Here is a 21,787-nt window from a genome sequence, read left to right on the forward strand (position 1 = left end):
ACGGAGCGACGCGCCTAGTCCTGGCGGATGGTGGCGAGGCCGGCATCCTTCCAGGCGTTCAGGCCGCCCTTCATGTGGATGGCCCAGCCCTGGCCGGACGAGATCAGCTTGTTGGCGATGGCCGCCGAGCGCACGCCGCCCAGACACGAGATGATCACCTTGCGGCCGGGGAAGGTGGGCCAAGTCTCGAGTTCGAAATCGCTCATGGGCGACAGCACCGAGCCGGGGATGCTTTCCTCGGCGAATTCTTCTTCTTCGCGCACATCGACCAGCACGGCCTCACCGGCATCCAGCATCGCCTTGACGGTGGCGGGGTCCAGTTCGATCAGGCCGGAATTCACGATGCTCATGATGTGCGCTCCTTAATTTCACGTCGCGAATTATCTATATCGCACTGCGATGAGCGATTTCAACACAAAAAAACAGTGTGAAAATAGATTTATGTGCGATAGAACATAAAAACAATGTGAAATATGGGCGACACCCATCACCGGCCGGAGGGCAGCCGGGCGGCTCAGTCGACCAGGCGGGCGAAGTTTCTGACGTTATTGATCAGGATGTGGAGCAGGCGGGTGACGAAGGGATCGACTCCGGCCAGCTTGGTATCGACCAGCATCTTGGGCAGGACGATGACGTTGACGTTGGTTTTGGCGGTGGCGGTGGCCATGCGCGGCGCGCCATCGATCAGGGCCATCTCGCCGAAGATGGCGCCGTCGTTCAGATCGGCGATCTTGGTCCGCCCGCGCGACAACTCGACGGTGCCGGTCTGGACGATATAGGCGACCGAGCCATGGTCGCCTTCCTTGAAGATCACCTCGCCCGCCCCGTAAGAGCGGCGATCGAGAACCGGGCCCTGTGACATGAACTCATCCGATCATGGAAAGACGGCGACCATGATAGGGCCAAACTGTGCGTCCGTCACTGGTGCTTGATGGTGCCCGGGGGGAGAGGGGTGGGGGAATTCCTCACTCCCACTCGATCGTCCCCGGCGGCTTCGAGGTGATGTCATAGGTCACCCGGTTGATGCGCTGGACCTTGGTGATGATTGGAGAAGTTAGCTCAACAGCTGCCATCTTCCCGCCTTTCTGCCATTATAGAGGACAGCAGGAGACGCAAATCGGCAGGACGCCACACACAGCGCCGAGATGGCATTCCGGCCAGCAAGAACGTCAAGCGGTTCCGCACCGAATGAGGGCCGCAAGTTTCCACCGCTGGGCACGGATGCGCCACTCAGGAACGAACCTCCCGTACAGCTTTCCTTTGACGATCAACGTGTGATTTGGTCTTCTCCCGTCCCAACGGAGGACCGAGAGTGACAATCGTAAGGACCATCGGCTACGAGGGGGCAGCTCTAACTGACTTCCTCGCCACGCTTGAGACGGCTGGGGTAACTGTTGTTGCCGACATCCGGGAACTTCCTGTATCGCGCCGCAAGGGTTTCTCCAAGTCTGCACTGGCTAAGGCACTTGATGATAGGGGTATAGGATACGTCCATCTCCCCTCACTCGGAGATCCCAAGGAGGGCCGGGAGGCGGCCCGGGATGGGCGGATGGAGGACTTTCACAAGGTATTCTCCACCCACCTAAACACCCCCAACGCCCAAGAAGGGTTGGCCTCACTCGCCAGTCTCGCGTCGTCTAAGTCGGTGTGCCTACTGTGTTACGAGCGTAATCCCGCACATTGTCACAGATCATTGGTTGTTAAAGCGCTGTCTGGTATTCTTCCCATCAAGGTTCAGAACCTGGGGGTTAGGGATGGCATTGGCGACGCCAGAGAAGCAGGGGCGGGAAAGGGCGCTGGTTCTCGTTAAGGCACTCCCACACGACAGCAAGGTAGGCGAGACCGTGTGCTGCGCGGGAGTGACCGAGAAAAGGGAGTGGCGCCGTCAGTTTCCAATCAGGTTCCGTCATCTCAAGGAAAAGAAATTCAGTCGCTGGCAGTGGATTGAGTACCAGTGGAGAACCCCTGGCACCGATAAACGGTCTGAAAGTCGCCGCGTCCAGGAAGACTCCATCATTCCTGGCGATGTCCTGCCACTTAACAAGAGAGCCGAGTTTCTGGACCCACTTGTTGTTGGATCAGTAGAGGTGGCCGTCCAGAGAGGGCAGTCGCTCGCCCTCATCCGCCCCCGAGACGTGCGGTTTGTCTGCCGAAAAAAGACTGTGGAAGAGATCGAAACCGAGCGCGCCAGCTTCGCAGCGGCAGCAAGTCAAAAGACTTTCTTCGACAAAGATCTGACCGCACTCGACCCATGCCCTTATGATTTCAGGTTCAGGTACAAGACTGACGCAGGTTCGCACGACCATAGCTGTGCCGACTGGGAAACCGCCGTAATGTTTTGGAACTTCGAGAAGAGGTATGGAGAGGACGAAGCACTTCGCCTGATGTCAGGAACCTTTAACGACGAATACCCACGCAAAGGAATGGTCTTTGCGATGGGCACCCACTCCCGCTGGCCTCAATCTTGGCTGCTAATCGGGGTTATCCGGCTGGACGTTCCGAAGCAGATGGCATTCCTGTGATTTAGGTCGTGCACCCTCACTTCCGCCGATCAGGCAGGCCCAGCGTCGGCTGGACAAGCTGCGGGCACTGGACTGCACGTCAGGTCCCATCGTTGGTTCCCGCATCTGTAGACTAGGCCTATCTGTGTCCGGCTCAGCTCCGCCTTGTGCCCACACCTGCAGGCCGGCCTGATCACGCATTTATGCCGGGCAGTTTCTTCATCCAGGCGAAGGAACGTCTTCTTCGCCCGGCCAGTCCAACAACGCACAGAAACACACAGAAGGGACATCCACACACCGACTCCACACAGCAAGAAGGCCCCCGAAGGGGCCTTCCGAAATCAGCTAACCACTTGAAAAATCACTCCCACTCGATCGTCCCCGGCGGCTTGGACGTAATGTCATAGGTCACCCGGTTGATGCCCTTGACTTCGTTGATGATCCTGTTCGCCACGCGGCCGATGAAGGCCATGTCGAAGGGGTAGAAATCCGCGGTCATGCCGTCGGTCGAGGTCACCGCCCGGATGGCGCAGGCATAGTCGTACGAGCGCGAATCCCCCATCACGCCCACCGTGCGCACCGGCAGCAGAACCGTGAAGGCCTGCCAGATGGCATCGTACAGGCCGGCGGCGCGGATCTCTTCCAGATAGATCGCGTCGGCCTTCTTCAGGATGTCCAGCTTCTCGCGGGTGATCTCTTGCCCCGGGATGCGGATGGCCAGGCCCGGGCCGGGGAAGGGGTGGCGGCCGACCATGTCGTCGGGCAGGCCCAATTCGCGGCCCAAGGCCCGCACCTCGTCCTTGAACAATTCGCGCAAGGGCTCGACCAGCTTCATGTTCATGCGCTCGGGCAGGCCGCCGACATTGTGGTGGCTCTTGATGGTGACGCTGGGGCCGCCGATCACGCTGACCGATTCGATGACATCCGGGTACAGCGTGCCCTGGGCCAGGAAGTCGGCGCCGCCGACCTTCTTGGCCTCGGCCTCGAACACGTCGATGAACAGGGCGCCGATGGTCTTGCGCTTGGCCTCGGGGTCGGTCATGCCTGCCAGCCGGCCCAGGAACAGCTCGGACGCGTCGCAATGGACCAGATTGATGTTGAAGCGGTCGCGGAAGACGCTGACCACCTGTTCCGACTCGCCCAGCCGCATCAGGCCGTGATCGACATAGACGCAGGTCAGCTGGTCGCCGATGGCTTCGTGCAGCAGCGCCGCCACCACCGAGGAATCGACGCCGCCCGACAGGCCGCAAATCACCCGGCCCTTGCCGACCTGATCGCGGATGCGGGCGATGGCCTGGGCCTTGAAGGCGGCCATGGTCCAATCGCCCGAGCAGCCGCAGACGCCGTGGGTGAAGTTCTTCAGCAATTGGGCGCCGTGCGGGGTGTGCACCACCTCGGGGTGGAACTGCACGGCGTAGATGCGACGCTCGTCATTGGCGATGGCGGCATAGGGCGCGCCGTCCGAGGTGCCGACCACACGGAAGCCCTCGGGCAAGCGGGTGACGCGGTCGCCGTGGCTCATCCACACCTGCTCGCGGCCGCCCTTGGCCCAAACCCCGGTGAACAAGGCGCAATCGCCGACGATATCGACATAGGCGCGGCCGAACTCGCGGTGGTCGCCCGGCTCGACCTTGCCGCCCAGCTGCTCGCACAGGGTCTGCTGGCCGTAGCAGATGCCCAGCACCGGCAGCTTGCTGTCGAACACCGCCTGGGGGGCCCGCGGGCTGCCGTCTTCCGTCACCGAGGACGGCCCGCCCGACAGGATGATGCCCTTGGCGCCGAACGCCGCCAGGCTGTCGGCGGTGACCTTGTTGAACGGATGGATTTCGCAATAGACGCCGCTTTCGCGCACCCGCCGGGCGATCAGCTGGGTGACCTGGGAGCCGAAATCGAGGATCAGGATGCGGTCGGACATGGCGCGCCTTGGGCGAAGGATTGGGAATGGGCGGACTTTAGCGATGCGGCGGGGGCGGGGCAAGCACTTGCCGGAGGTCAAGGAGGCCGGCTCCAGCTTTCCCTAATGTTGCGGCCACCGATGGGGGCAGCAAGGACGGTTTTCATGCGTGGATGGGTGGTGGCACTGACGGTGCTTTCGCTTTCGGCCTGCTATCAGGTTCAGGTCCCGGTGGTGGACAAGGGCGTCCGGGCGCCGGGTGTCGCCGACGGAACCTGGCGCCGCGACGACGGCACCGAAGTCGGGTTGAGCTGGGACGAGGCGGCCCAGGCCTACCGGGTCAGTGCCGGCGGCGTGGTTCGGCTGGCACCGGCCGCCAACGGGCTGTATGTGGCCGATTATCAGGCCGAGCGGCGCATCGTGCTGCTGCTGCGGGCCAGCCCGCGCGAACTGGTGTTCCTGGCTCCGCCCGAACCGGTCGAGAAGGGCCTGGCCGCTGTCCACGGCGCCGCCATCAAGGCCGGCCCGATCAAGCTGCTGAATGGTGATGTCCAGGCGGTCGCCGCCACCTTGGGCGCCATGGCCGCCCGACCCGACCTGGCCGAGGCCGGTCGATTGACGCGGGTGGGGCCATAGTCACCACCTTCAAGCCCGGCGGCGCTTGAGCCGGCCCGGCACGGGCAGCGCCACGCGCATCAAGCCTGCTTGGCGTCGACGATGGCGCGGCGGATGGCGCGGGTCTCGGTGAAGCGCTTTTCCAGCACCTCGCCCTCGCCCCAGCGGATGGCGCGCTGCAGGGCGGTCAGGTCCTCGGTGAAGCGCTGGATCATTTCCAGCACCGCTTCCTTGTTGGACAGGAAGATGTCGCGCCACATGATCGGGTCCGAGGCGGCGATGCGGGTGAAATCGCGAAAGCCCGAGGCCGAGAACTTGATCACTTCCTGCTGCAGATGGCCTTCCAGATCGTTGGCGGTGCCGACGATGGTATAGGCGATCAGGTGCGGCAGGTGCGAGGTGACGGCCAGCACCTGATCGTGGTGGCTGGGGTCCATGGTCTCGATCATCGAGCCCATGGCCGACCACAAATCGGCGACCTTGGCGACCGCCTTGTCGTCGGTGCCGGGCAACGGCGTCAGGATGCACCAGCGGCCCTCGAACAATTCGGCGAAGCCGGCGGCGGGGCCGGAATGTTCGGTGCCGGCGATGGGGTGGCCGGGGACGAAGTGAACGCCTTCCGGCAGGTTGGGGGTCAGGTCGCGGATCACCGCGATCTTGACCGAGCCGACGTCGCTGACGATGGTGCCGGCGGCGAGGTGCGGGCCGATGGCCCGGGCCACCGTCTCGACCGCGCCGACCGGCGTGCCGATCATCACCAGATCGGCGCCCGGGATCATTTCGGCCGGGTCGGTCGAGGCGGCATCGACGATGCCCAATTCAAGCGCGGTCCGGCAGGCCTGGTCCGAGCTGTCCAGGGTGACGATGCGTGCCGCCAGGCCATGCTTGCGCACCGCCCGGGCGATCGAGGAATTGATCAGCCCGATGCCGACCAGGCAGATGGTATCGAACAGAGGCTGGCTCATGTCATTTCCACCGGGTGGTAAACTCGGCCAGGGCGGCGATCACCGCCTGATTCTCCTCGCCGGAACCGATGGTGATGCGCAGCCAGTCGGGCAGGCCATAGCCGCCCATGGCCCGGGTGATGATGCCCTTGGCGCGCAGGAACGCATCGGCCGCCTGGGCGTTTCTGCCCTCGGCCAGCGGGAACTGGATCAGCACGAAATTGCACACCGACGGCGTCACCGGCAGGCCCAGGCCCTTGATCTCGGACAGCATCCACGGCAGCCAGTAATCGTTATGGCTGCGGCACAGCTCCATGTAGGGGCCGTCTTCCAGCGCCGCCAGGCCGGCTTCCAGCGCCGCCGAGCCGACATTGAAGGGGTTGCGCACCCGGTTCAGCACGCCGGCGATGTCGGCCGGGCAATAGGCCCAGCCCAGGCGCAGGCCGCCCAGGGCGTAGATCTTCGAGAAGGTGCGGCACATCACGGTGTTGTTGCTGGCCTCGACCAGCTCGATCCCGGCGGAATAGTCGTTCCTGGACACGAACTCGGCATAGGCGGCGTCGATCACCAGCAAGATGTCGTCGCGCAAACCCTTGCGCAGGCGCTTGACCTCTTCGGCCGGCAGGTAGGTGCCGGTCGGGTTGTTGGGATTGGCCAGGAAGACGATCCGGGTCTTGGGCGTGACCGCCTTCAGCAGATTGTCGACATCGGCGTGCAGGTCGGTTTCCGGCGCGGTGACCGGGGTGGCGCCGCAGGCCTTGGCGGCGATGGCATACATCAGGAAGCCGTGCGCCGAATACAGCACCTCGTCGCCCGGGCCGGCATAGGCGCGGCACAGGATGCCCAGCAACTCGTCCGAGCCGGCGCCGCAGACGATGCGCTCGGCATCGATGCCCCAACGGGCGGCCAGGGCCTTGCGAAGGGCGGTGGCGCCGCCGTCGGGATAGCGGTGGATTTCACCGGCCATCGCCTTCAACGCGGCGACCGCCTTGGGGCTTGGCCCCAGCGCGCCTTCGTTGGACGACAGCTTCATGATCCGCGAGACCCCCTCGATCGCCGATTCGCCGCCGACATAGGGGCGGATGTCCATGATACCGGGGCGGGGAGTGGGAGCGGTCATGACGGGAAACTCCTTGGGCGGATAAGGTGGCGGGTCAGGCGGACAGCGGCACGGGATAGCCGCCGATGACGCGGGTCGAGCGGATGGTGCCGGTATTGGCCAGCACCAGGGCGATCAGGCGGGCATCGTTCTGGGCGACGAAGCCGCACACCTCGGCAAGATGCAGCCAGCGATCGTCGTCGCGGTGGCTGGCCAGCATCGACACGCATTCCAGCCCGATTCCGGCCTGCAGCGTGCGCAGCCGGTCGCGGCTGACGTCGGGCACCGTTTCGACCACCAGCAGGGTGCGGTCGTTGCCGGTTTCCTCGGGCTCGCTGGTGGCCAGCACGAAGGCGTGCAGGGGCTCGGGATGGTCGGGCGGAATCTCGGGCATCAGCATCGGCAGGCGGCCGATGACGCGCGGCGTGTTGCTCATCTCCGAGACCAGCGACAGCCACCAATCCTCGCCGCCGGCGGCTTCGGGGGCGGCGACCACCCCGACCGAGGCCCGGGCGTTGGCCACTTCGCGCACCACATGGCTGGACCCGGGCAGCACGTTGATCGGCCACACCACGCCGAAATGGTCGCGCGCCAGGTCGATATAGCCGGCGCCGCGCTCGGGCTGGGCCACGGCCACCGAGAAGGGCCGCTGCAGCCCGACCAGTGCGCCCATGATCTCGCGCCAGATGCGGACCAGGGCCGGGCGCGGGAAGGTGCCGGAATGGCGCCCGACCAGGCGGCGGATGATCTGGGCCTCGCGGCCGGGGCGCAGCGCGGCGCCCGGGGTGCCGGCCTTGGCCGCGGCGATGCGTCCGACCAGCGCCGCGCGCTCCATGACGAGGTCGTGCAGACGGTCGTCGATGGCGTCGATCTGTTGGCGCAAGGAATCGAGGGAAGCGGAATCGTCGGCCATGGCTGATGCTGAAAAAGGGAAGGCGAAGCCGGATAGGTTTAGTGCGTCCCCCCCATGAAATCAAAGAAAACATTGACAGTCAGGTCCCGCGTCCATAGCTAGACGTGTTCTTTCGTCTGATCCTGGTTTGCCCCGCGTCCATGAGTGCCGTCGAACCCCTGGGAACCTGCCCGCCGCACAACCCGCTCGGCCATACCGTCGAGCTGGGGCGCGACCGGCCGATCCGGCTGGATTGCGGCATCGAGATGGCGCCGGTGACGGTGGCCTATCAGACCTATGGCCGGCTGAACGCCGACAAGACCAACGCCATCTTGCTGTGCCACGCCTTGACCGGCGACCATTACGTCGCCGACCCCCACCCGATCACCGGCAAGCCGGGCTGGTGGATCGATCTGGTCGGGCCGGGCAAGGTGTTCGATACCGACCGCTATTTCCTGATCTGCTCGAACGTCCTGGGCGGCTGCATGGGCACCACCGGCCCCCGGGACATCAATCCCGCGACGGGCAAGCCGTGGGGCCAGACCTTCCCGGTCATCACCATCGGCGACATGGTCCGGGTCCAGGCCCGGCTGGTCGAGGTTCTGGGCATCGACGACCTGTTTTGCGTCATCGGCGGCTCGATGGGCGGCATGCAGGTGCTGGAATGGGCGGCCAGCTATCCGGACAAGGTGTTCTCGGCCATTCCCATCGCCACGGCGGCGCGCCATTCGGCCCAGAACATCGCCTTCCACGAGGTCGGGCGCCAGGCGATCATCGCCGATCCCGACTGGATGGGCGGCAATTACCAGGAAGCCGGCCTTAGGCCCCATCGCGGCCTGGCGGTGGCGCGCATGGCGGCGCACATCACCTATCTGTCGGAAACCGCGTTGCACCGGAAGTTCGGCCGCAACCTGCAAGACCGCGATCAGGTGTCCTATGGCTTCGGCGCCGATTTCCAGGTGGAAAGCTATCTGCGCCACCAGGGCTCGACCTTCGTCGATCGCTTCGACGCCAATTCGTACCTGTATATCACCCGGGCGATGGATTATTTCGACCTGGCGGCCGAGCGCGACGGCGTGCTGGCCAACGCCTTCAAGGGGACGCGCACCCGCTTTTGCGTGGTGTCGTTCTCGTCGGACTGGCTGTTCCCGACCCCGGAAAGCCGCGCCGTCGTGCATGCCCTGAACGCGGTGGCGGCCAATGTCAGCTTCGTCGAGGTCCAGTCCGACAAGGGCCATGACGCCTTCTTGCTGGACGAGCCCGAGTTCCACGCCACCCTGACCGGCTTCCTGGAAGGGGCGGCCGAGCATCGCGGGCTGCGGCGCAAGGGGAACAGCCCGCCATGATGGTGATCGCCAACGGCAATCTGCGCGTCGATCTGAAGCTGATCGCCGACATGGTCGAGCCCGGCTCGCGGGTGCTCGATGTCGGCTGTTCCGACGGCTCGCTGCTGTCGTGGCTGGGCCGGCACAAGAATGTCGACGGCCGCGGCATCGAACTGTCGATGAGCGGGGTGTCGGCGGCGGTGTCGCAGGGTCTGTCGGTGATCCAGGGCGACGCCGATACCGATCTCAAGGACTATCCCACCGGCGCCTTCGACACGGTGATCCTGAGCCAGACCCTGCAGGCGACCTATGCGCCGCGCGACGTGTTGGCCAACATGCTGCGGATCGGGCGGCGCGCCATCGTGTCGTTTCCCAATTTCGGCCATTGGCGGGTGCGCGTCGGCCTGGCGCTGGGCGGGCGCATGCCGGTGACCGACACCCTGGCCTATGAATGGTACGACACCCCCAACATCCATTTCTGCACCATCCGCGATTTCCTGGTGCTGTGCCGCGATCTGGGGATCACCGTCGAGAAGGGCATCGCCCTTGACCGCGAAGGTCGCGTGCTGCCGTTCGACGGCCAGGGCGTGCTGGCCAACCTGCTGGCCGACCAGGGCTTGTTCGTTCTCAGCCGCTCGTAAATCCCCTTAAGCTTTCAGCTTGTAGCCGGTCGCCAGCATCCGCCAGGTCAGCAGCATCAGCCCGGCATCGACCATTGTGACCATCGCGATTCCCAGCGCCACCGAGCCGTCGGCCTGGCCGATGAAGCCGGCCCGGAAGCCGTCGATCATGTAGAAGAACGGGTTCAGCTTGGCCAGCAGTTGGAAGGTTTCGGGCAGGCGGTCGATGGAATAGAAGGTGCCCGACAGGAACGATAACGGCGTGACGATGAAGTTGGTCACCGCCGCCATGTGGTCGAACTTGTCGGCCCAGATGCCGCCGATCATGCCCAACAGCGACAGCATCAGCGATCCCATCACCGCGTGGAAGGCGATCAAACCCACCGAACTGATGTGGATGCGCACGAACAGCGACATCGCCGCGGTGACCACCAGGCCGACCAGCAGGCCGCGCGCAACACCGCCCAGGGCCACCGCCACCGTCTGCTCGATCGGCGACAAGGGCGGCATCAGCATATCGACGATATTGCCCTGGACCTTGGCGATGATCAGCGACGACGAGGTGTTGGCGAAGGCGTTTTGCACCATCGCCATCATGATCAGGCCAGGCGCCAGGAATTCCTGGAAGGCGACGCCGTGGACGTCGGCCGCGACCCGTCCCAGGGCCAGCGAGAACACCGCCAGGAACAAAAGCGTCGTCACCACCGGGGCGGTGATGGTCTGGAAATGCACCTTCAGGAAGCGGCGGACTTCCTTGGTCAGCAGGGTGCGAAAGCCCAGCCAGTTGACGGCGCCGTAGGACCGGGGGACGGGCGGGCGGGGGATGGCGTTCTCGATCATGGTGTCCTGGCTACGCTTCGGTTAGGCTGAAAGCATGGCGAAGACAAGCGTGCCCCCGCGCATCACCCCATCCTACCTGGAAAATGCCGCGTTGCATTACCTGGAACGCTTCGCGTCGTCCACAGCTTCGTTGCGCCGGGTGCTGAAGCGCAAGGTCGTGCGCTCGGTGGCCCATTGGGGCGACGATGCGGACCAGGCCCTGGCCCACATCGAGGCGGTGATCGCCAAGCTGACCCAACTGGGCTATCTGAACGATTCCGCCTATGCCGAGTTGAAGACCGGGGCGCTGCACCGGCGCGGCAAGGGCGCGCGCGCCATTCGCGCCAGCCTGGCCGCCAAGGGGGTGGGCGCTGCCGATTCCGAGCAGGCCCTGGCCGCCCTGGCCGAGGACCATGCCCAGCCCGACCGCGCCGCCGCCATCACCCTGGCCAGGCGCCGCCGGCTGGGGCCGTTCCGCGCCGCCGGCCGGGCCGAGAACCGCGCCCGCGACCTGGCGGTGATGGGCCGCAACGGCTTCGATTTCGAGACCGCGCGGGCCATCATCGACGCCGCCAGCCCCGAAACCCTGACCGAGGAGGATCAATGAGCACCACCATCTGGCACAATCCCCGCTGCAGCAAAAGCCGCGAGACCCTGGCCCTGGTCGAGGGCAAGGGCATCACGCCGGTCATCGTGGAATATCTGAAGAACCCGCCCAGCCCAGCCGAGTTGAAGCGGGTTCTGGCCCTGTTGGGCAAGGGGCCGCGCGACATCATCCGCAAGAAGGAAGCGGCCGAGGCCGGCATCGATGTCGCAGGGCTTGCCGACGACGCCCTGATCGCCGCCTTGTGCGCCCATCCGGCGGCGATCGAGCGCCCGATCGTCATCACCGCCACCAAGGCCGCCCTGGGGCGCCCGCCCGAGGCGGTGCTGGATATCCTTTGACCATGATCGAGCTGGACGACGGACCCTCGTTCCTGCCGCCCGCCGCCGAGGCGGCCCTGAAACAGGTCGGCGCCTGCTGGGGCGACGAGGCGGCCGCCGAGCGCCTGGTCCTGCAGGCGCTGGAACTGGCCCCCGATACCCTGGCCGCGCGGGTCGGCGCCTATAAGTTCTATTTCTACCGCCACCGCCTGGCCGAGGCGCTGGTTCATGCCTGGTCCTGCCTGGACTGGGTCGCCGAACGGCTGCAGATGCCGCGTGACTGGCGCGAGGTTCAGCCCCGCCACGCCGACTTCACCGGCCTGGACCCGATGCCGCGCCTGTGGCTGCAGATCGTCATCGCCATCGGCTATTGCCAGGCCCGCCTGGGGCAGGTGGAAGAGGGCCAAGAAAGCCTGGCCAAGGTGGCCCAACTGGACCCGGCCGACCGCTTCGGCGCCCGGCGGCTGTCGGACGTCATTGCACGCGGTGGTGTCGATTTGGATGAAGAGGGGGATTGAGCGGGCCGCCCGCTTGGCTATGATTAGCGGCGGGAAGGCAAAGTGGGCGGTGCGGCCATGGTGGCGAATCTACGGTTGATGCCGGGTTACGACCCGGATTGGCGCGACAAGGTCAACGATCTGGCGATGCGCTATCGTGTCTTGGGCGGCCGCAAGGACCTGACGGCGGACGAGGCCGAGGAATTGTCGGTCTTGCGCGGCCGGATCGACGACGCCTTGAACACCCGGTTCCGCACCACCCTGGAATATCGCGATTTCTATTTCGCCCGGGCGCGCGCGCTGCTGGAAGCCGAAGGCATCGAGATGCCGCTGCCCAACCTGCCGGCCGACGCCACCCAGGAACAGATCGACGATGTCCTGTCGGGTGTATGGGCGGCCGTCGAGGTCACCAATTCCGAGACCTTTTAGCGTCGCGCCCGGAAGGGACACGAGCCGTCGCTCCACACTCCGTCATGCCCGTGCTTGACACGGGCATCCATGTGGCGCCGCACAAAATTCGTTTGGAAACAGCGCATTATGCGGATGCGCGGTAAGCGGGGCAAAAGTCCGGGCACTCAAGCGCAGCATAACCCTCGCCCCTTGTGGGCGAGGGTCCGCGCGAAGCGCGGGGGTGAGGGGTCTTACGCGCGGCGAGCGCGTAAAAAACGTCTTTATATCAAACACATCATATGGCGCGCCGACGCGCGCGCCCCTCACCCGGCCGCTTCGCGGCCACCCTCTCCCACAAAGGGGCGAGGGTTATGCTGCATCTGCGTACCCGGACTTATGCCCCGCTTACGAACCGCGTGGAGGGTCAAGCCCGGCCATGACGACGGGGGATGATGCTTCCAGCTCACCGGGAACCGCTGTTAGCGGCGCGCCCCCTTCCTGCGGGCCGGGCAGGAACGGACCGCAACACCCTTTCCGGTGGATCATCCGCCCCGGATCACGGTACAATGCGCATCGTGTCCGCTCTGTGACGGACAGAGCGGCGGTGGAAGGTGCTAGGAACACCCCCCACCGCCTAACCACAACCCTGTACGCAGGAGTACGAGGTCATGGCTGACGTCCATTATAGCCGAAGGTTTCCTTTTCCCACACCGCCGCTTTTGCGCTGCGATGATCGGATAGGGCTGGCCGGAAGTTAAGGGCGGGCGCCGGCGGGTCGGGTTGTCCGATTCGTCGCTGTGGCCCGACCCGTTTGCCCGGCGCCGCTCTGGCTTCCGGCCGGTTTCCCCGGCCGTGAGATTTCTTATCCTCGCCGTCCTGTTGGTGGCGACGTGCCCGCATGCGGTCGCGTCGGAAGCGCTGCCCGGTCCGTATCTGGCCCAGCTTGTCCGGGTGATCGACGGCGACACCGTCGAGGTTCGGGTGCATGTCTGGTTGGGTCTGGACCAGACCGTGCGGGTGCGGCTGGTGGGCGTCGATGCCCCCGAGATGCACGGGGCCTGCCCCGCAGCGGCCATTGCCGCCCGCGACTTCCTGGCCCGTCTGCTGGATGGCGGGCCGCTGGTGCTGACCCGCATCACCCACGACAAATATGGCGGACGGGTCGATGCCGCCATCGGCTTGCCCACCGGCGAAGACGCGGCCCGGGCCCTGCTGGCCGCCGGTCTGGTGGGAAAGTGGCCCCGCCGCAAGGGGGCACCCAATTGCCCGCCGTTTTGACCCCAGATGGCGCACGAAAAAACCCGCAAGGCCAGGCCTTGCGGGTTTTCGTCGATCGTCGGTGACGGTCGATTACTTGCCGTTGACGGCGTCCTTGAGGCCCTTGCCGGCCGAGAACTTCGGCTGCTTCGAGGCCGGGATATTGATCTTCTCGCCGGTGCGGGGATTGCGGCCTTCCGAGGCCGCGCGGGTCGCGACCGAGAAGCTGCCGAAGCCCACCAGGCGCACTTCGTCGCCGCCCTTCAGGGCGGTGGTGATGGCGGCGAACACGCCGTCGACGGCCTTTTCCGAGTCGGCCTTGGTCAGGCCAGAGAGTTCGGCGACGCGCGAAACCAGGTCAGCCTTGTTCATGGACAGTGATTCCCCTGCTGGTGATTGAAATCCGTAACTTCCCCAATGCCAGAGCCCCCGCTCCGCGTCAATGCGGAAATGACGAGAATCGTCACCGAAAGCCGGTTTGAACCAGCAAACGGTGAAATTCCCGCAGATGGGCCTCGGCCTTGCCGGGTTCCGGCACACTTGCAAGAAATTTTTCTTCAAATTGCGGCTGCTTCAGGTGCTCGATCACCCGGGCGCGGGCCAGGTTCAACGAGCGCCCCTCGATCAGCACGCCCGAGCCGCAGAACTTGATCAGCCGGATCGCCCGCATCGCCAGCGGGTCGTCGGGCTTGTCGATCTTCTCGATGACTTCCTCCGCCAAAAGATAGGTCGCCAGCACGTCATCGACCTTGCCGCCCAGCTCGGCGCGGGCTTCCGGCGCCAGGATCTGGCAGGCGACCAGCGCGGCGTTCAGGCCGGCCAGGGCGGCCATCCGTTCCGGCGGCGGCAGGCGCAACGGCACCCATTTGTCGATGTGCTCGGTCTCGTTGACGCGGGCGATGATCAACTCGGCCAGGGCGTCGGTCATGCCTAGCGCCAGGTTCGACTGGGCCAGGGCCAGCAGGTACTGGACCTTCAGGACCTTGTCGGACAGCAACCGCAGCATCAGGTCGATGGCCTGGCTGGCGGTGACGGTGCCCAGATGGGCGTGGATGCGGGTCACCCGGTGCAGCAGTGCCTCGGCGGCGGCACCTTGCGCCAGCACGCCCCGATGGCCGACCAGGCGATGGGCCAGGCGGGTGAAGACTTCGGTTTCCTGCTTGGGTTCGTTGCGCGACAGCGGGTTGGCCCCGCCCAACTCGCGCATGACCCGGGCCAGCAGCACCGCCTTGGACTGGGGCAGGCAGCCCTTGGCGAACAGCGCGTTCAGGGCGGAAAAAGTCGCCTCGGGGGAGAACTTGGCCGGGCTGGCCTTGCCCTCGGCCAGGTCGCACAATTGGGTCAGGGCGGCGCCCAGATTGGCCTGATAGCCCAGCAGGTCCTGGATCAACTGGGCCGACAGCAAGGTGTCGGCGATGAACAGGTCGATGAATTCCAGCGCCGTCGCCGCCTGGGGTTCGGCGGCCCAGGCCAGCAGGATGTCGATCTTGGCCTGGTACGAGCGCACATCCAGCAGGCGGATGGCCATCAGGCTTTGGGTGGCATAGCCGGCATGCTCGCCGCCCTTGGCCACCTCGGCCATGATCTCGGCGAAGCTCTTGCACAGGGGCGGCTTCTTGGCGGCGAAGGCCCGCGCCCGGGCCAGGATGTCGTCCCACGCCTTGGACAGAAAGTCGCGCCGGGCCTTGGATTCCTCGCCCGTGGCTGCCGCCTGCAAGGTGGCGACGCGGTCGATGGCGGAAAACAGCAGATTGCCCTTGTCGCCGAACCGCTTCAGCTCGGCCCCGGAATGCAACAGCTCGGACGGCGTCACCTGCAGCTCGTCCAGATATTTGCGCACCAGTCGGCCGATGGTCTGGCGCGCCTCGGGCAGGTAGAAATCCCCCAGCTCGCGGCAGATCGGCGCGTCGGAAATGGCCCCTAGCGCCAGGTCCGGCCCCTGGTTCTTGACCTCGCCGGTCTTTTCCAGGACCACGGTCTCGGAATGGCTGCCGTCCAGGCGCTGCCAGTCCTTGACCACGCGGACCGCCGCATGGTTGCCCTTTTGCAGCAGGCTTTCGGCGAAGGCCTTGGCCTGGCCCTCGTCGGCCATGAACTGGGTGACCACCCAGTGCTTGTCTTCCAGGACCTGGACTTCGAACGAAACCCGGGGGTTGCTCATCGGCTACCCCCCGTGGCCAGGCGCTGGGCCAGGGCGCGAGCCTTGGCCACCACCGCCTGGTCGTCGGAACCGGCGGCCCGGTTCAGCCAATAGGCCGCCGAGGTCGGGTCCGCCGGTTGGCCGAAACCGGCCAGCAGCATCAGGCCGTAATTCAGCTGGGCCGCCGCCAGTCCCTGCTCGGCGGCCTGGCGGCACCATTCGGCCGACTGCTCGGGGTCAGGCTGGCCACCCACGCCTTGGCGCAGCATGTTGGACAGGTTGAAGGCGCAATCGCAATCGCCCAACTCGGCGCCCTGACGGTAATAGGCCATGGCCTTGGCGGGATCGGCCGCGACGCCGTGGCCAGCCTCGTACAGGGTGCCCAGGGCGAACAGGGCCGCCACCTCGCCATGGGCGGCGGCCTTGGCGTACCATTGCGCCGCCACCGCCGCATCGGCCGGGCAGCCGCGCCCGGCGCGGATCATGTTGCCCAGGTTGAACTCGGCCGGACCGTCGCCCTTGTGGGCGGCGGCCAGATACCAGCGCAGCGCTTCCTTGTCGTTCTTGCGGGTGCCCAGCCCCAGATCGATCATCACCGCCAGCGAATAGGCGCCGCGCACGTCGCCCTGGTTGGCCGCCTTGGTGTACCAGGCCACCGCTTCCACCTCGTCGGCCTCGATTCCCAGTCCCTGGCGATAGACATTGCCCAGCAACACCTGCGCCGTGGCATCGCCGGACGCCGCCGCCGCCCGCACCGCGTCAAGGTCGCCGACCGCGTCCAGGTCCAGCGGATCGGGGTCGGGATCGGGCAGCCGGACCGGGGCGTCGAAGCCGCCGTCATTGGTGCCGGCCGGTTTCAATCCGTCCAGCAATTCCTCGAGACTGGGGGCGGCGCGCCGCACCGGGGCAGGGGCCTCGGGCAGGCGAATGGTGATGTCGGCCCCGTCCTGGGCCATCAGCGCCAAGGAATGGCGGGCGCCGGCATGCCCGCCATCGGCGGCCGCGTTCAGCCAGCCGGCCGCTTCGCGCGGGTCGCGGGGGACCTTCAGACCCAGGCGGAAGGCTTCGCCCAATTGGAAGGCGGCGGCACCATCGCCGGCCTGGGCGGCCCGGCGAAGGGCGATGATATGATCGGGTTCCCTGGCCATCTCCGCCCCCCGGGATCGGTCGTTGCCCACACGCATGAAGGATGCCCGATCCCCCCATCTTCGCCAACCAAAGAAAAGGCCGGCCCCCATTCTGGGGACCGGCCGAAAGTGTGCGCGAAGAAGGTTTATCGCTTGATGTTGACCAGTTCGTCCAACATCTCGTCGGCGGTGGTGATGATCTTGGCCGCCGCCGAATAGGCGCGCTGGGTGACGATCATGGTGGTGAATTCCGAGCCGATATCGACGGTCGAGGCTTCCAGCGACGCCGCGTTGACCGAGCCGGCACCGGCCGAGCCCGCGGTGCGCAGCGTCGGCTCGCCCGAATTGTCGGTCGAGATGAAGACGTTACCGGTCAGGCTGTCCATACCGTTGGGGTTGACGAAGGTCGCCACCGGGATCTGGAAGACCGGGCGGGTCACGCCGTTGTCGAACAAGGCGGTGACGATGCCGTCGGTACCGATCGAGACGCCGGCGAAGTTGCCGAACTTGGCGCCGTTCTGGCTCCAATAGGCCAACTGATAGGCGCCGTTCAGCTGGGTCATGCCGTCCGACAGGTTCAGGTTGCCCAGGAACACGCCGATCGAGTCGGTGCCCGACATGTCTTCCGAACCGTTGGCCCAGTCGATGTCGGCATAGGCGACGTTGATTTCCTTGGGCGTGCCGTCGCCGTTGAATTCGATGGCGTCTTCCGAGGTGCCGCCGGTGATGTTGATGGCCGACACCGTGAAGGTGTCCGAATTGGTGATGTCCTGCCCCTGCTTGGTGGCGGGGTTGCCATCGGACAGGTCCAGGGTGTCCAGGCCGGCGACCACCAGGTCGTCGGTGGCGTCGCGCTGGCGGAAGATCATCGAGTTGGTGCCGGCCAGGCGCTCGGCATAGGTGATGCCGTCGGTGGTCTTGGTGACCGGCACGGCGGCGGTGGTGGTCGTACTACTGTTGGTCCAACTGGCGAAGTCGCCGGTCGAGGTGCCCAACATGGTGAAGCTCATGGCGTCTTCGCTGTAGACGTACAGCCGATTGCCCTGGTTTGCAGCCTTGAGACCCAGCGAGCTGAAGGTGGTGTTCGAATTCAGCGCCGTGGCTGCCGACGCGGCGGTCAGACCATCCAACTCGGCCGCGCTGTTGAAGTTATAGGTGGTGCCGTTGACCGAGATGTTCAGCAGGTTGCCGGCACCGATGGCGGCGCCGACATCGTTGTAAAGCGAGTTGTATTCCAACTGGAACGCCTTGTTGACGTCAGCCGCCAGGCTGTCGACGAAGGCGCCGGTGTTGGCCGCCGAGGACGGGTTGGTGTAGAAGGTGCCGGCGGTGGCCCCGTCGGTACCGGTGTCGGTCTCGAAGGTGTAGGTGGTGCCGTTGATGGCCATGGTCATCGAGCCGGTGGTCTGCGGCAGGCCATTGAAGTCCAGGCGTCCCATCGCCGAATAGATCGTGCTGCTATCCTTTTTCAGGTGCATGCTCTTGGCGCCTTCCGGCGGGATGCCTTCGACGTCCCAGCGGTTCTGCGCGATCTTCTCCCAGGTGAACTGCACGGTGGCGTCGCCGCCCAGGCTGTCATAGATGGTCACCGGCTGCTTGAACAGGTCGCCGACCTCGGCGCCGTTGGGCAGGTTGGCGCCCATGCGCAGGTTGCGGGTCTGCGAGGCGGTGCCGCCGACTTCGTTCATGTTCAGCGGCCGCAGGTGGGTCGCCGACACGATGTTGTCGTTGATGTACGAGGTGTCGCCGCTATCGTCCTTATAGGCCTTCATGTAGACGTCGTTGCCGACGGTGACCTTCGAGGCCTGGGTCGAATTGTCCCAGCCCATCAGGGTCCAGCCTTGCATGAACCAGCCCGACACGTTCTGCAGATAGCCTTCGCTATCGACCTTGAACGAACCGGCGCGGGTATAGGCGAACATGTCGCCGTCCTGCGGGTGGGCGGCTTCGTTGACCACGAAGAAGCCCTGGCCGGACAGGCCGATGTCGGTCGCCGAGCTGGTCGCCTGCAGCAGGCCCTGGATGTCGATGCCGGCGCGCGGCTTCGATTGCACGCCACCAGGCGAGTATGCGGTGAGTGACGTCTGCTTGGTCACCAGCGTCTGGAAGTTTACCTTCGTGCCCTTGTAGCCGATGGTGTTGACGTTGGTGATGTTGTCGGAGATCGCGCCCATGGCCGACGACTGAGCCGCCAGACCAGACACACCCGCGAACAAAGCGCCGTACAAGCTCATGGTACCCTCCTAATCCCGGCCAGTCTTATTGAAGGCTGGCGGTGTCGCGCACGGTCAGCACCTTATCGATGGTGGTGACCACCTTGCCCATGGCAAGGAGCGTTTCTGTGCTATCCGAGGCAACGTCGGTGACCTTGCCGTAAACCGTGATGGCGCTTTCCATCGACTCGCCTTCGCCGTTCATCGCCACCACCTGCACGGTGTAGGCGCCGTCGGTCAGCTTGTTGCCGTTGGTGTCTCGACCATCCCAGCTCGCCTCGTGGCGGCCCGAGGTGGTTTCGGCCGGCAGGTTGGCGACAACCTTGCCCGAGGCGTCCTTGATGACCAACGCGGCGCTGCGGGCTTCTTCCCCCAGGGTGTAGCTGAAGTTGGCCTTGCCGTCCTGCAGCGGAACCTGGCTGCTCTCGGTCTCGATGGTCTGGCCGATATAGGCGATGGCCTGGGCCTTCAAATTGACCTGGCCGACACCGATCAGCTTTTCCAGATTGGTGTTGGCGGCGATCTGCTGCTCGACGTTGGCGAACTGGACCAGCTGGTTGGTGAACTCGTTCGAGTCCATCGGCGACAGCGGGTCCTGGTTCTTCAGCTGGACGGTCAGCATGGTCAGGAAGGTGTCGAAATTCTCGGCCAGCTTCTTGCCGGATGCCAGCGACTTGCTGGTGTCGGCGGCTGTAAGGCCGGTGGTGTCGATGGCGGTAGTCATCGGGGTGCTCCTTAGACCTGGATGTCGACGCCGGAGCGGTTGCCGGCGAAGCGCCCTTGCGCCTGCTGCGCGGCGCCCGAGGCGGTGGCGTCGAGTCCGGTGGGGGCGCCCTGGCGACGGCCGCGGCCGCGACCCTGGGCATTACCTTCCTGGGCGCTCTGCTGCGATCCTTCGCGCAGGTTGAAGGTCAGCGAGCCCGCCTCGGTCTTGTACCCGGCGTCCTCGAGAGCCTTTTCCAACCCGCGGGAGTCCTTTTGCAGGATGGCCAGGGTTTCCTTGTTGTCGGCGGTGACGGTGCCCGAGACGCGGCCGTCCTGGGCCAGGTCCAGCTTGACCTCGATGGCGCCCATCTCGACCGGCTTCAGCTGGATCTTGATGGTATCGACACCGTCCTTGGCCTGCTTGGCGATCTGGACGTTGACCTGGTCCATCACCTGCTGCTGCAATTGCTGCGGCTGGCGCGGGGCGTGCGGGGCCTGCGGGGCCTGGGCCTTCGAGGCGGCCTGCGTGCCGGACGGGCCGTTCAGACCGGCGACGGCCTGGCCCGATTGCTGGCCCTGCGAGGTCTGCGGCTGGTTCGAGGCCTCGATCTGGGCGGCCAGGGCGGCGATGAAGGGCTTGGCCTCGGCGGCCTTGCCCTGGGCGGAAGCCGCATTGTCCAGGGCCGGATTGGCGGCGATCTGCTGGCCGGCATTGTTGGTGCCCTGGCCCGAGGCGCCGTTGTTGCCGGCCGGGGTCTGGGCCAAGGCCAGCTGTTCCGGGGTCAGGCCGACATCCTGGGCCATCAAAAGGTCCAGCGACGAAGCGGCATCGGTGGTGGCGGCGGCGGTCTGGACCTGGACCTTGACGGCGACGCGGGCGGCCGTGCCGGCCAGCATGTCGGCCAGTTGGTCGGCCTGGTCCTGGGCGGCCTGGTCGATCGCCATATCCTCGGCGCCGTCCTTGGCCTTGCTCTTGCCGGTCTTGGCGGCGGTCGAGGCCAGGGCGGCAAATTCTGCCTGACCGGCTTCGTCGGCGTCGGACTGGGCGGTATCGTCGGTGTCGGCGGCCCCATTGTTGACGATCGGGCCGGCCAGGTCGGCATCATCGTCTTTGGTCACCACCTGGGCGGCTGCGACCTCTTCGACCTGTTCGACGTCCACGACGTCCTGAGCGACCGGCTGGATCGCCACGGCGACCACCGGGGCCTCGATGACATCGACGGTCTCGGTCTCGACCGCGACCACCTCTTCCGGGGCGGATTGGGTCAGATCGTCGTCGGCGCTGGTGTCGAGCTTGGCCTGCTCTTCCGGGGCCGGGGCGGTGTCGGCCTTGGCTTCCGGCTTCGAGGTGGTCGGCTCGGGGCGGCTCGAAGCCTCGGCTTCCTTGCGGGGCGCCGGGCGGCTGGATTCCTTGGGCGCGGGCCGTTCGGCCTTTTCCGGGGCCTTGGCCGGGCGGGCCTCGGGGGCCGGACGGTCGAAGCTGGCCTTCATGGCGCTTTCGGCGTTGGGCTGCGTCGCCGCGACCGAATAACGGCCGCCCGACGATTGCAGGGCAGCGGCGAAGGCGTCGGCGGCGGTCTGGGCCTTGGAGCCCGAGGCAGGGGTCATATTGGCCTGCTCGAACGCGCGCTTGTTGATCGAATATACCGTCATGGTCCGGTTCCCCGTAAATGGAGCCTTTGGCAGCCTTTCCTTCGCAATAGGCGTGCCAGACCGTGCCAATAGGCCTAGTGTGCTGAAAAACAACGATAAAAAATTTCACGGGGTGTCGTTGGCATGGTGCCGACCGGGAAAAACTTGCCGAGAGGGGGCAGGGATTGCCGGG

Annotated in this window: 23 protein-coding genes and 1 pseudogene; 10 read left to right on the forward strand and 14 right to left on the reverse strand. The window is 65.7% G+C overall.

All coding sequences use genetic code 11. From position 1 onward, the window contains the following. Positions 1-14: 14 nt before the first annotated feature. The 3 genes and pseudogenes from MTBLM5_RS16600 to MTBLM5_RS19070 all read right to left on the reverse strand — a co-directional run. On the reverse strand, positions 15-350 hold the full coding sequence (locus tag MTBLM5_RS16600) for a rhodanese-like domain-containing protein (protein ID WP_173977168.1): 336 nt from the start codon (positions 348-350) through the stop codon (positions 15-17). Between the two features lie 164 nt (positions 351-514). Beyond that, positions 515-862 (reverse strand): cyclic nucleotide-binding domain-containing protein, encoded by a 348-nt coding sequence (locus MTBLM5_RS16605; RefSeq protein WP_173977169.1) that lies wholly within the window; start codon positions 860-862, stop codon positions 515-517. Between the two features lie 103 nt (positions 863-965). Further along, positions 966-1,046, reverse strand: a pseudogene (locus MTBLM5_RS19070) (hypothetical protein); the annotation flags it as partial. 266 nt (positions 1,047-1,312) lie between these two features. Between MTBLM5_RS19070 and MTBLM5_RS19195 the strand changes: the two are divergent. Then, positions 1,313-1,810 (forward strand): DUF488 domain-containing protein, encoded by a 498-nt coding sequence (locus MTBLM5_RS19195; RefSeq protein WP_173977170.1) that lies wholly within the window; start codon positions 1,313-1,315, stop codon positions 1,808-1,810. Beyond that, entirely contained in the window at positions 1,755-2,522 is a 768-nt protein-coding gene (locus MTBLM5_RS16620) for a hypothetical protein (RefSeq protein ID WP_173977171.1), read from the forward strand. Before MTBLM5_RS19195 ends, MTBLM5_RS16620 begins: the two co-directional genes overlap by 56 nt. 340 nt (positions 2,523-2,862) lie before the next feature. Here the strand turns inward: MTBLM5_RS16620 and guaA are convergent, their stop codons facing one another. Further along, entirely contained in the window at positions 2,863-4,416 is a 1,554-nt protein-coding gene (gene guaA, locus MTBLM5_RS16625) for a glutamine-hydrolyzing GMP synthase (RefSeq protein WP_173977172.1), read from the reverse strand. A 144-nt stretch (positions 4,417-4,560) separates the two neighbouring features. On the opposite strand from guaA, the gene MTBLM5_RS16630 reads away from it, so the two are divergent. Continuing rightward, positions 4,561-5,031 (forward strand): hypothetical protein, encoded by a 471-nt coding sequence (locus MTBLM5_RS16630; RefSeq protein WP_173977173.1) that lies wholly within the window; start codon positions 4,561-4,563, stop codon positions 5,029-5,031. Positions 5,032-5,090: 59 nt separating this feature from the next. On the opposite strand, the gene MTBLM5_RS16635 is transcribed toward MTBLM5_RS16630, so the two are convergent. From MTBLM5_RS16635 to pheA, 3 genes are read right to left on the reverse strand one after another with little or no spacing between them, the layout of a single operon-like run. Then, positions 5,091-5,975, reverse strand: a complete 885-nt coding sequence (locus tag MTBLM5_RS16635; RefSeq protein ID WP_173977174.1) for a prephenate/arogenate dehydrogenase family protein — start codon at positions 5,973-5,975, stop codon at positions 5,091-5,093. A gap of 1 nt (position 5,976) precedes the next feature. Next, positions 5,977-7,074 (reverse strand): histidinol-phosphate transaminase, encoded by a 1,098-nt coding sequence (gene hisC, locus MTBLM5_RS16640; protein WP_173977175.1) that lies wholly within the window; start codon positions 7,072-7,074, stop codon positions 5,977-5,979. A gap of 34 nt (positions 7,075-7,108) precedes the next feature. After that, a complete protein-coding gene (gene pheA, locus MTBLM5_RS16645) occupies positions 7,109-7,966 on the reverse strand; it encodes a chorismate mutase (protein WP_173977176.1) in 858 nt (285 codons plus the stop codon). Between the two features lie 140 nt (positions 7,967-8,106). Between pheA and MTBLM5_RS16650 the strand changes: the two genes are divergently transcribed. Next, complete coding sequence (locus MTBLM5_RS16650) at positions 8,107-9,291, forward strand: homoserine O-acetyltransferase (protein ID WP_173977177.1); 1,185 nt, start codon at positions 8,107-8,109, stop codon at positions 9,289-9,291. After that, positions 9,288-9,911: a methionine biosynthesis protein MetW gene (gene metW, locus MTBLM5_RS16655; RefSeq protein ID WP_068504774.1), complete on the forward strand. Its 624-nt coding sequence runs from the start codon at positions 9,288-9,290 to the stop codon at positions 9,909-9,911. Before MTBLM5_RS16650 ends, metW begins: the two co-directional genes overlap by 4 nt. Positions 9,912-9,917: 6 nt before the next feature. Here the strand turns inward: metW and MTBLM5_RS16660 are convergent, their stop codons facing one another. Next, on the reverse strand, positions 9,918-10,730 hold the full coding sequence (locus MTBLM5_RS16660) for an ABC transporter permease (protein ID WP_173977178.1): 813 nt from the start codon (positions 10,728-10,730) through the stop codon (positions 9,918-9,920). A gap of 34 nt (positions 10,731-10,764) precedes the next feature. Between MTBLM5_RS16660 and MTBLM5_RS16665 the strand changes: the two genes are divergently transcribed. From MTBLM5_RS16665 to MTBLM5_RS16685, 5 genes are all read left to right on the forward strand, one after another. Next, positions 10,765-11,316 carry a regulatory protein RecX gene (locus tag MTBLM5_RS16665; protein WP_173977179.1) on the forward strand — a complete coding sequence of 184 codons (552 nt, stop codon included), beginning with the start codon at positions 10,765-10,767 and terminating at the stop codon, positions 11,314-11,316. Next, positions 11,313-11,654, forward strand: a complete 342-nt coding sequence (gene arsC / locus MTBLM5_RS16670; RefSeq protein WP_173977180.1) for an arsenate reductase (glutaredoxin) — start codon at positions 11,313-11,315, stop codon at positions 11,652-11,654. Before MTBLM5_RS16665 ends, arsC begins: the two co-directional genes overlap by 4 nt. A gap of 2 nt (positions 11,655-11,656) precedes the next feature. Further along, a complete protein-coding gene (locus MTBLM5_RS16675) occupies positions 11,657-12,151 on the forward strand; it encodes a M48 family metallopeptidase (protein WP_173977181.1) in 495 nt (164 codons plus the stop codon). A 78-nt stretch (positions 12,152-12,229) separates the two neighbouring features. Continuing rightward, positions 12,230-12,559, forward strand: a complete 330-nt coding sequence (locus tag MTBLM5_RS16680) for a hypothetical protein (RefSeq protein ID WP_173977182.1) — start codon at positions 12,230-12,232, stop codon at positions 12,557-12,559. Positions 12,560-13,372: 813 nt separating this feature from the next. Then, positions 13,373-13,798: a thermonuclease family protein gene (locus MTBLM5_RS16685; RefSeq protein WP_173977183.1), complete on the forward strand. Its 426-nt coding sequence runs from the start codon at positions 13,373-13,375 to the stop codon at positions 13,796-13,798. Positions 13,799-13,870: 72 nt separating this feature from the next. On the opposite strand, the gene MTBLM5_RS16690 is transcribed toward MTBLM5_RS16685, so the two are convergent. From MTBLM5_RS16690 to MTBLM5_RS16715, 6 genes are all read right to left on the reverse strand, one after another. Beyond that, positions 13,871-14,149: an HU family DNA-binding protein gene (locus MTBLM5_RS16690; protein WP_173977184.1), complete on the reverse strand. Its 279-nt coding sequence runs from the start codon at positions 14,147-14,149 to the stop codon at positions 13,871-13,873. 91 nt (positions 14,150-14,240) lie between these two features. Then, the gene (locus MTBLM5_RS16695) at positions 14,241-15,938 is read right to left on the reverse strand and encodes a hypothetical protein (RefSeq protein ID WP_173977185.1); all 1,698 of its coding nucleotides are present in this window, start codon (positions 15,936-15,938) and stop codon (positions 14,241-14,243) included. Beyond that, positions 15,935-17,065 (reverse strand): tetratricopeptide repeat protein, encoded by a 1,131-nt coding sequence (locus MTBLM5_RS16700; protein ID WP_173977186.1) that lies wholly within the window; start codon positions 17,063-17,065, stop codon positions 15,935-15,937. The genes MTBLM5_RS16695 and MTBLM5_RS16700 overlap by 4 nt, the downstream gene beginning before the upstream one ends. A 125-nt stretch (positions 17,066-17,190) precedes the next feature. Continuing rightward, complete coding sequence (locus tag MTBLM5_RS16705) at positions 17,191-19,278, reverse strand: flagellar hook-basal body complex protein (RefSeq protein ID WP_173977187.1); 2,088 nt, start codon at positions 19,276-19,278, stop codon at positions 17,191-17,193. Between the two features lie 25 nt (positions 19,279-19,303). Further along, on the reverse strand, positions 19,304-19,981 hold the full coding sequence (locus MTBLM5_RS16710) for a flagellar hook assembly protein FlgD (protein ID WP_173977188.1): 678 nt from the start codon (positions 19,979-19,981) through the stop codon (positions 19,304-19,306). Between the two features lie 11 nt (positions 19,982-19,992). Further along, positions 19,993-21,615: a flagellar hook-length control protein FliK gene (locus MTBLM5_RS16715; protein ID WP_173977189.1), complete on the reverse strand. Its 1,623-nt coding sequence runs from the start codon at positions 21,613-21,615 to the stop codon at positions 19,993-19,995. Positions 21,616-21,787: the final 172 nt, after the last annotated feature.

The organism is Magnetospirillum sp. LM-5 (assembly GCF_902729445.1).
Lineage (GTDB): Bacteria > Pseudomonadota > Alphaproteobacteria > Rhodospirillales > Magnetospirillaceae > Magnetospirillum.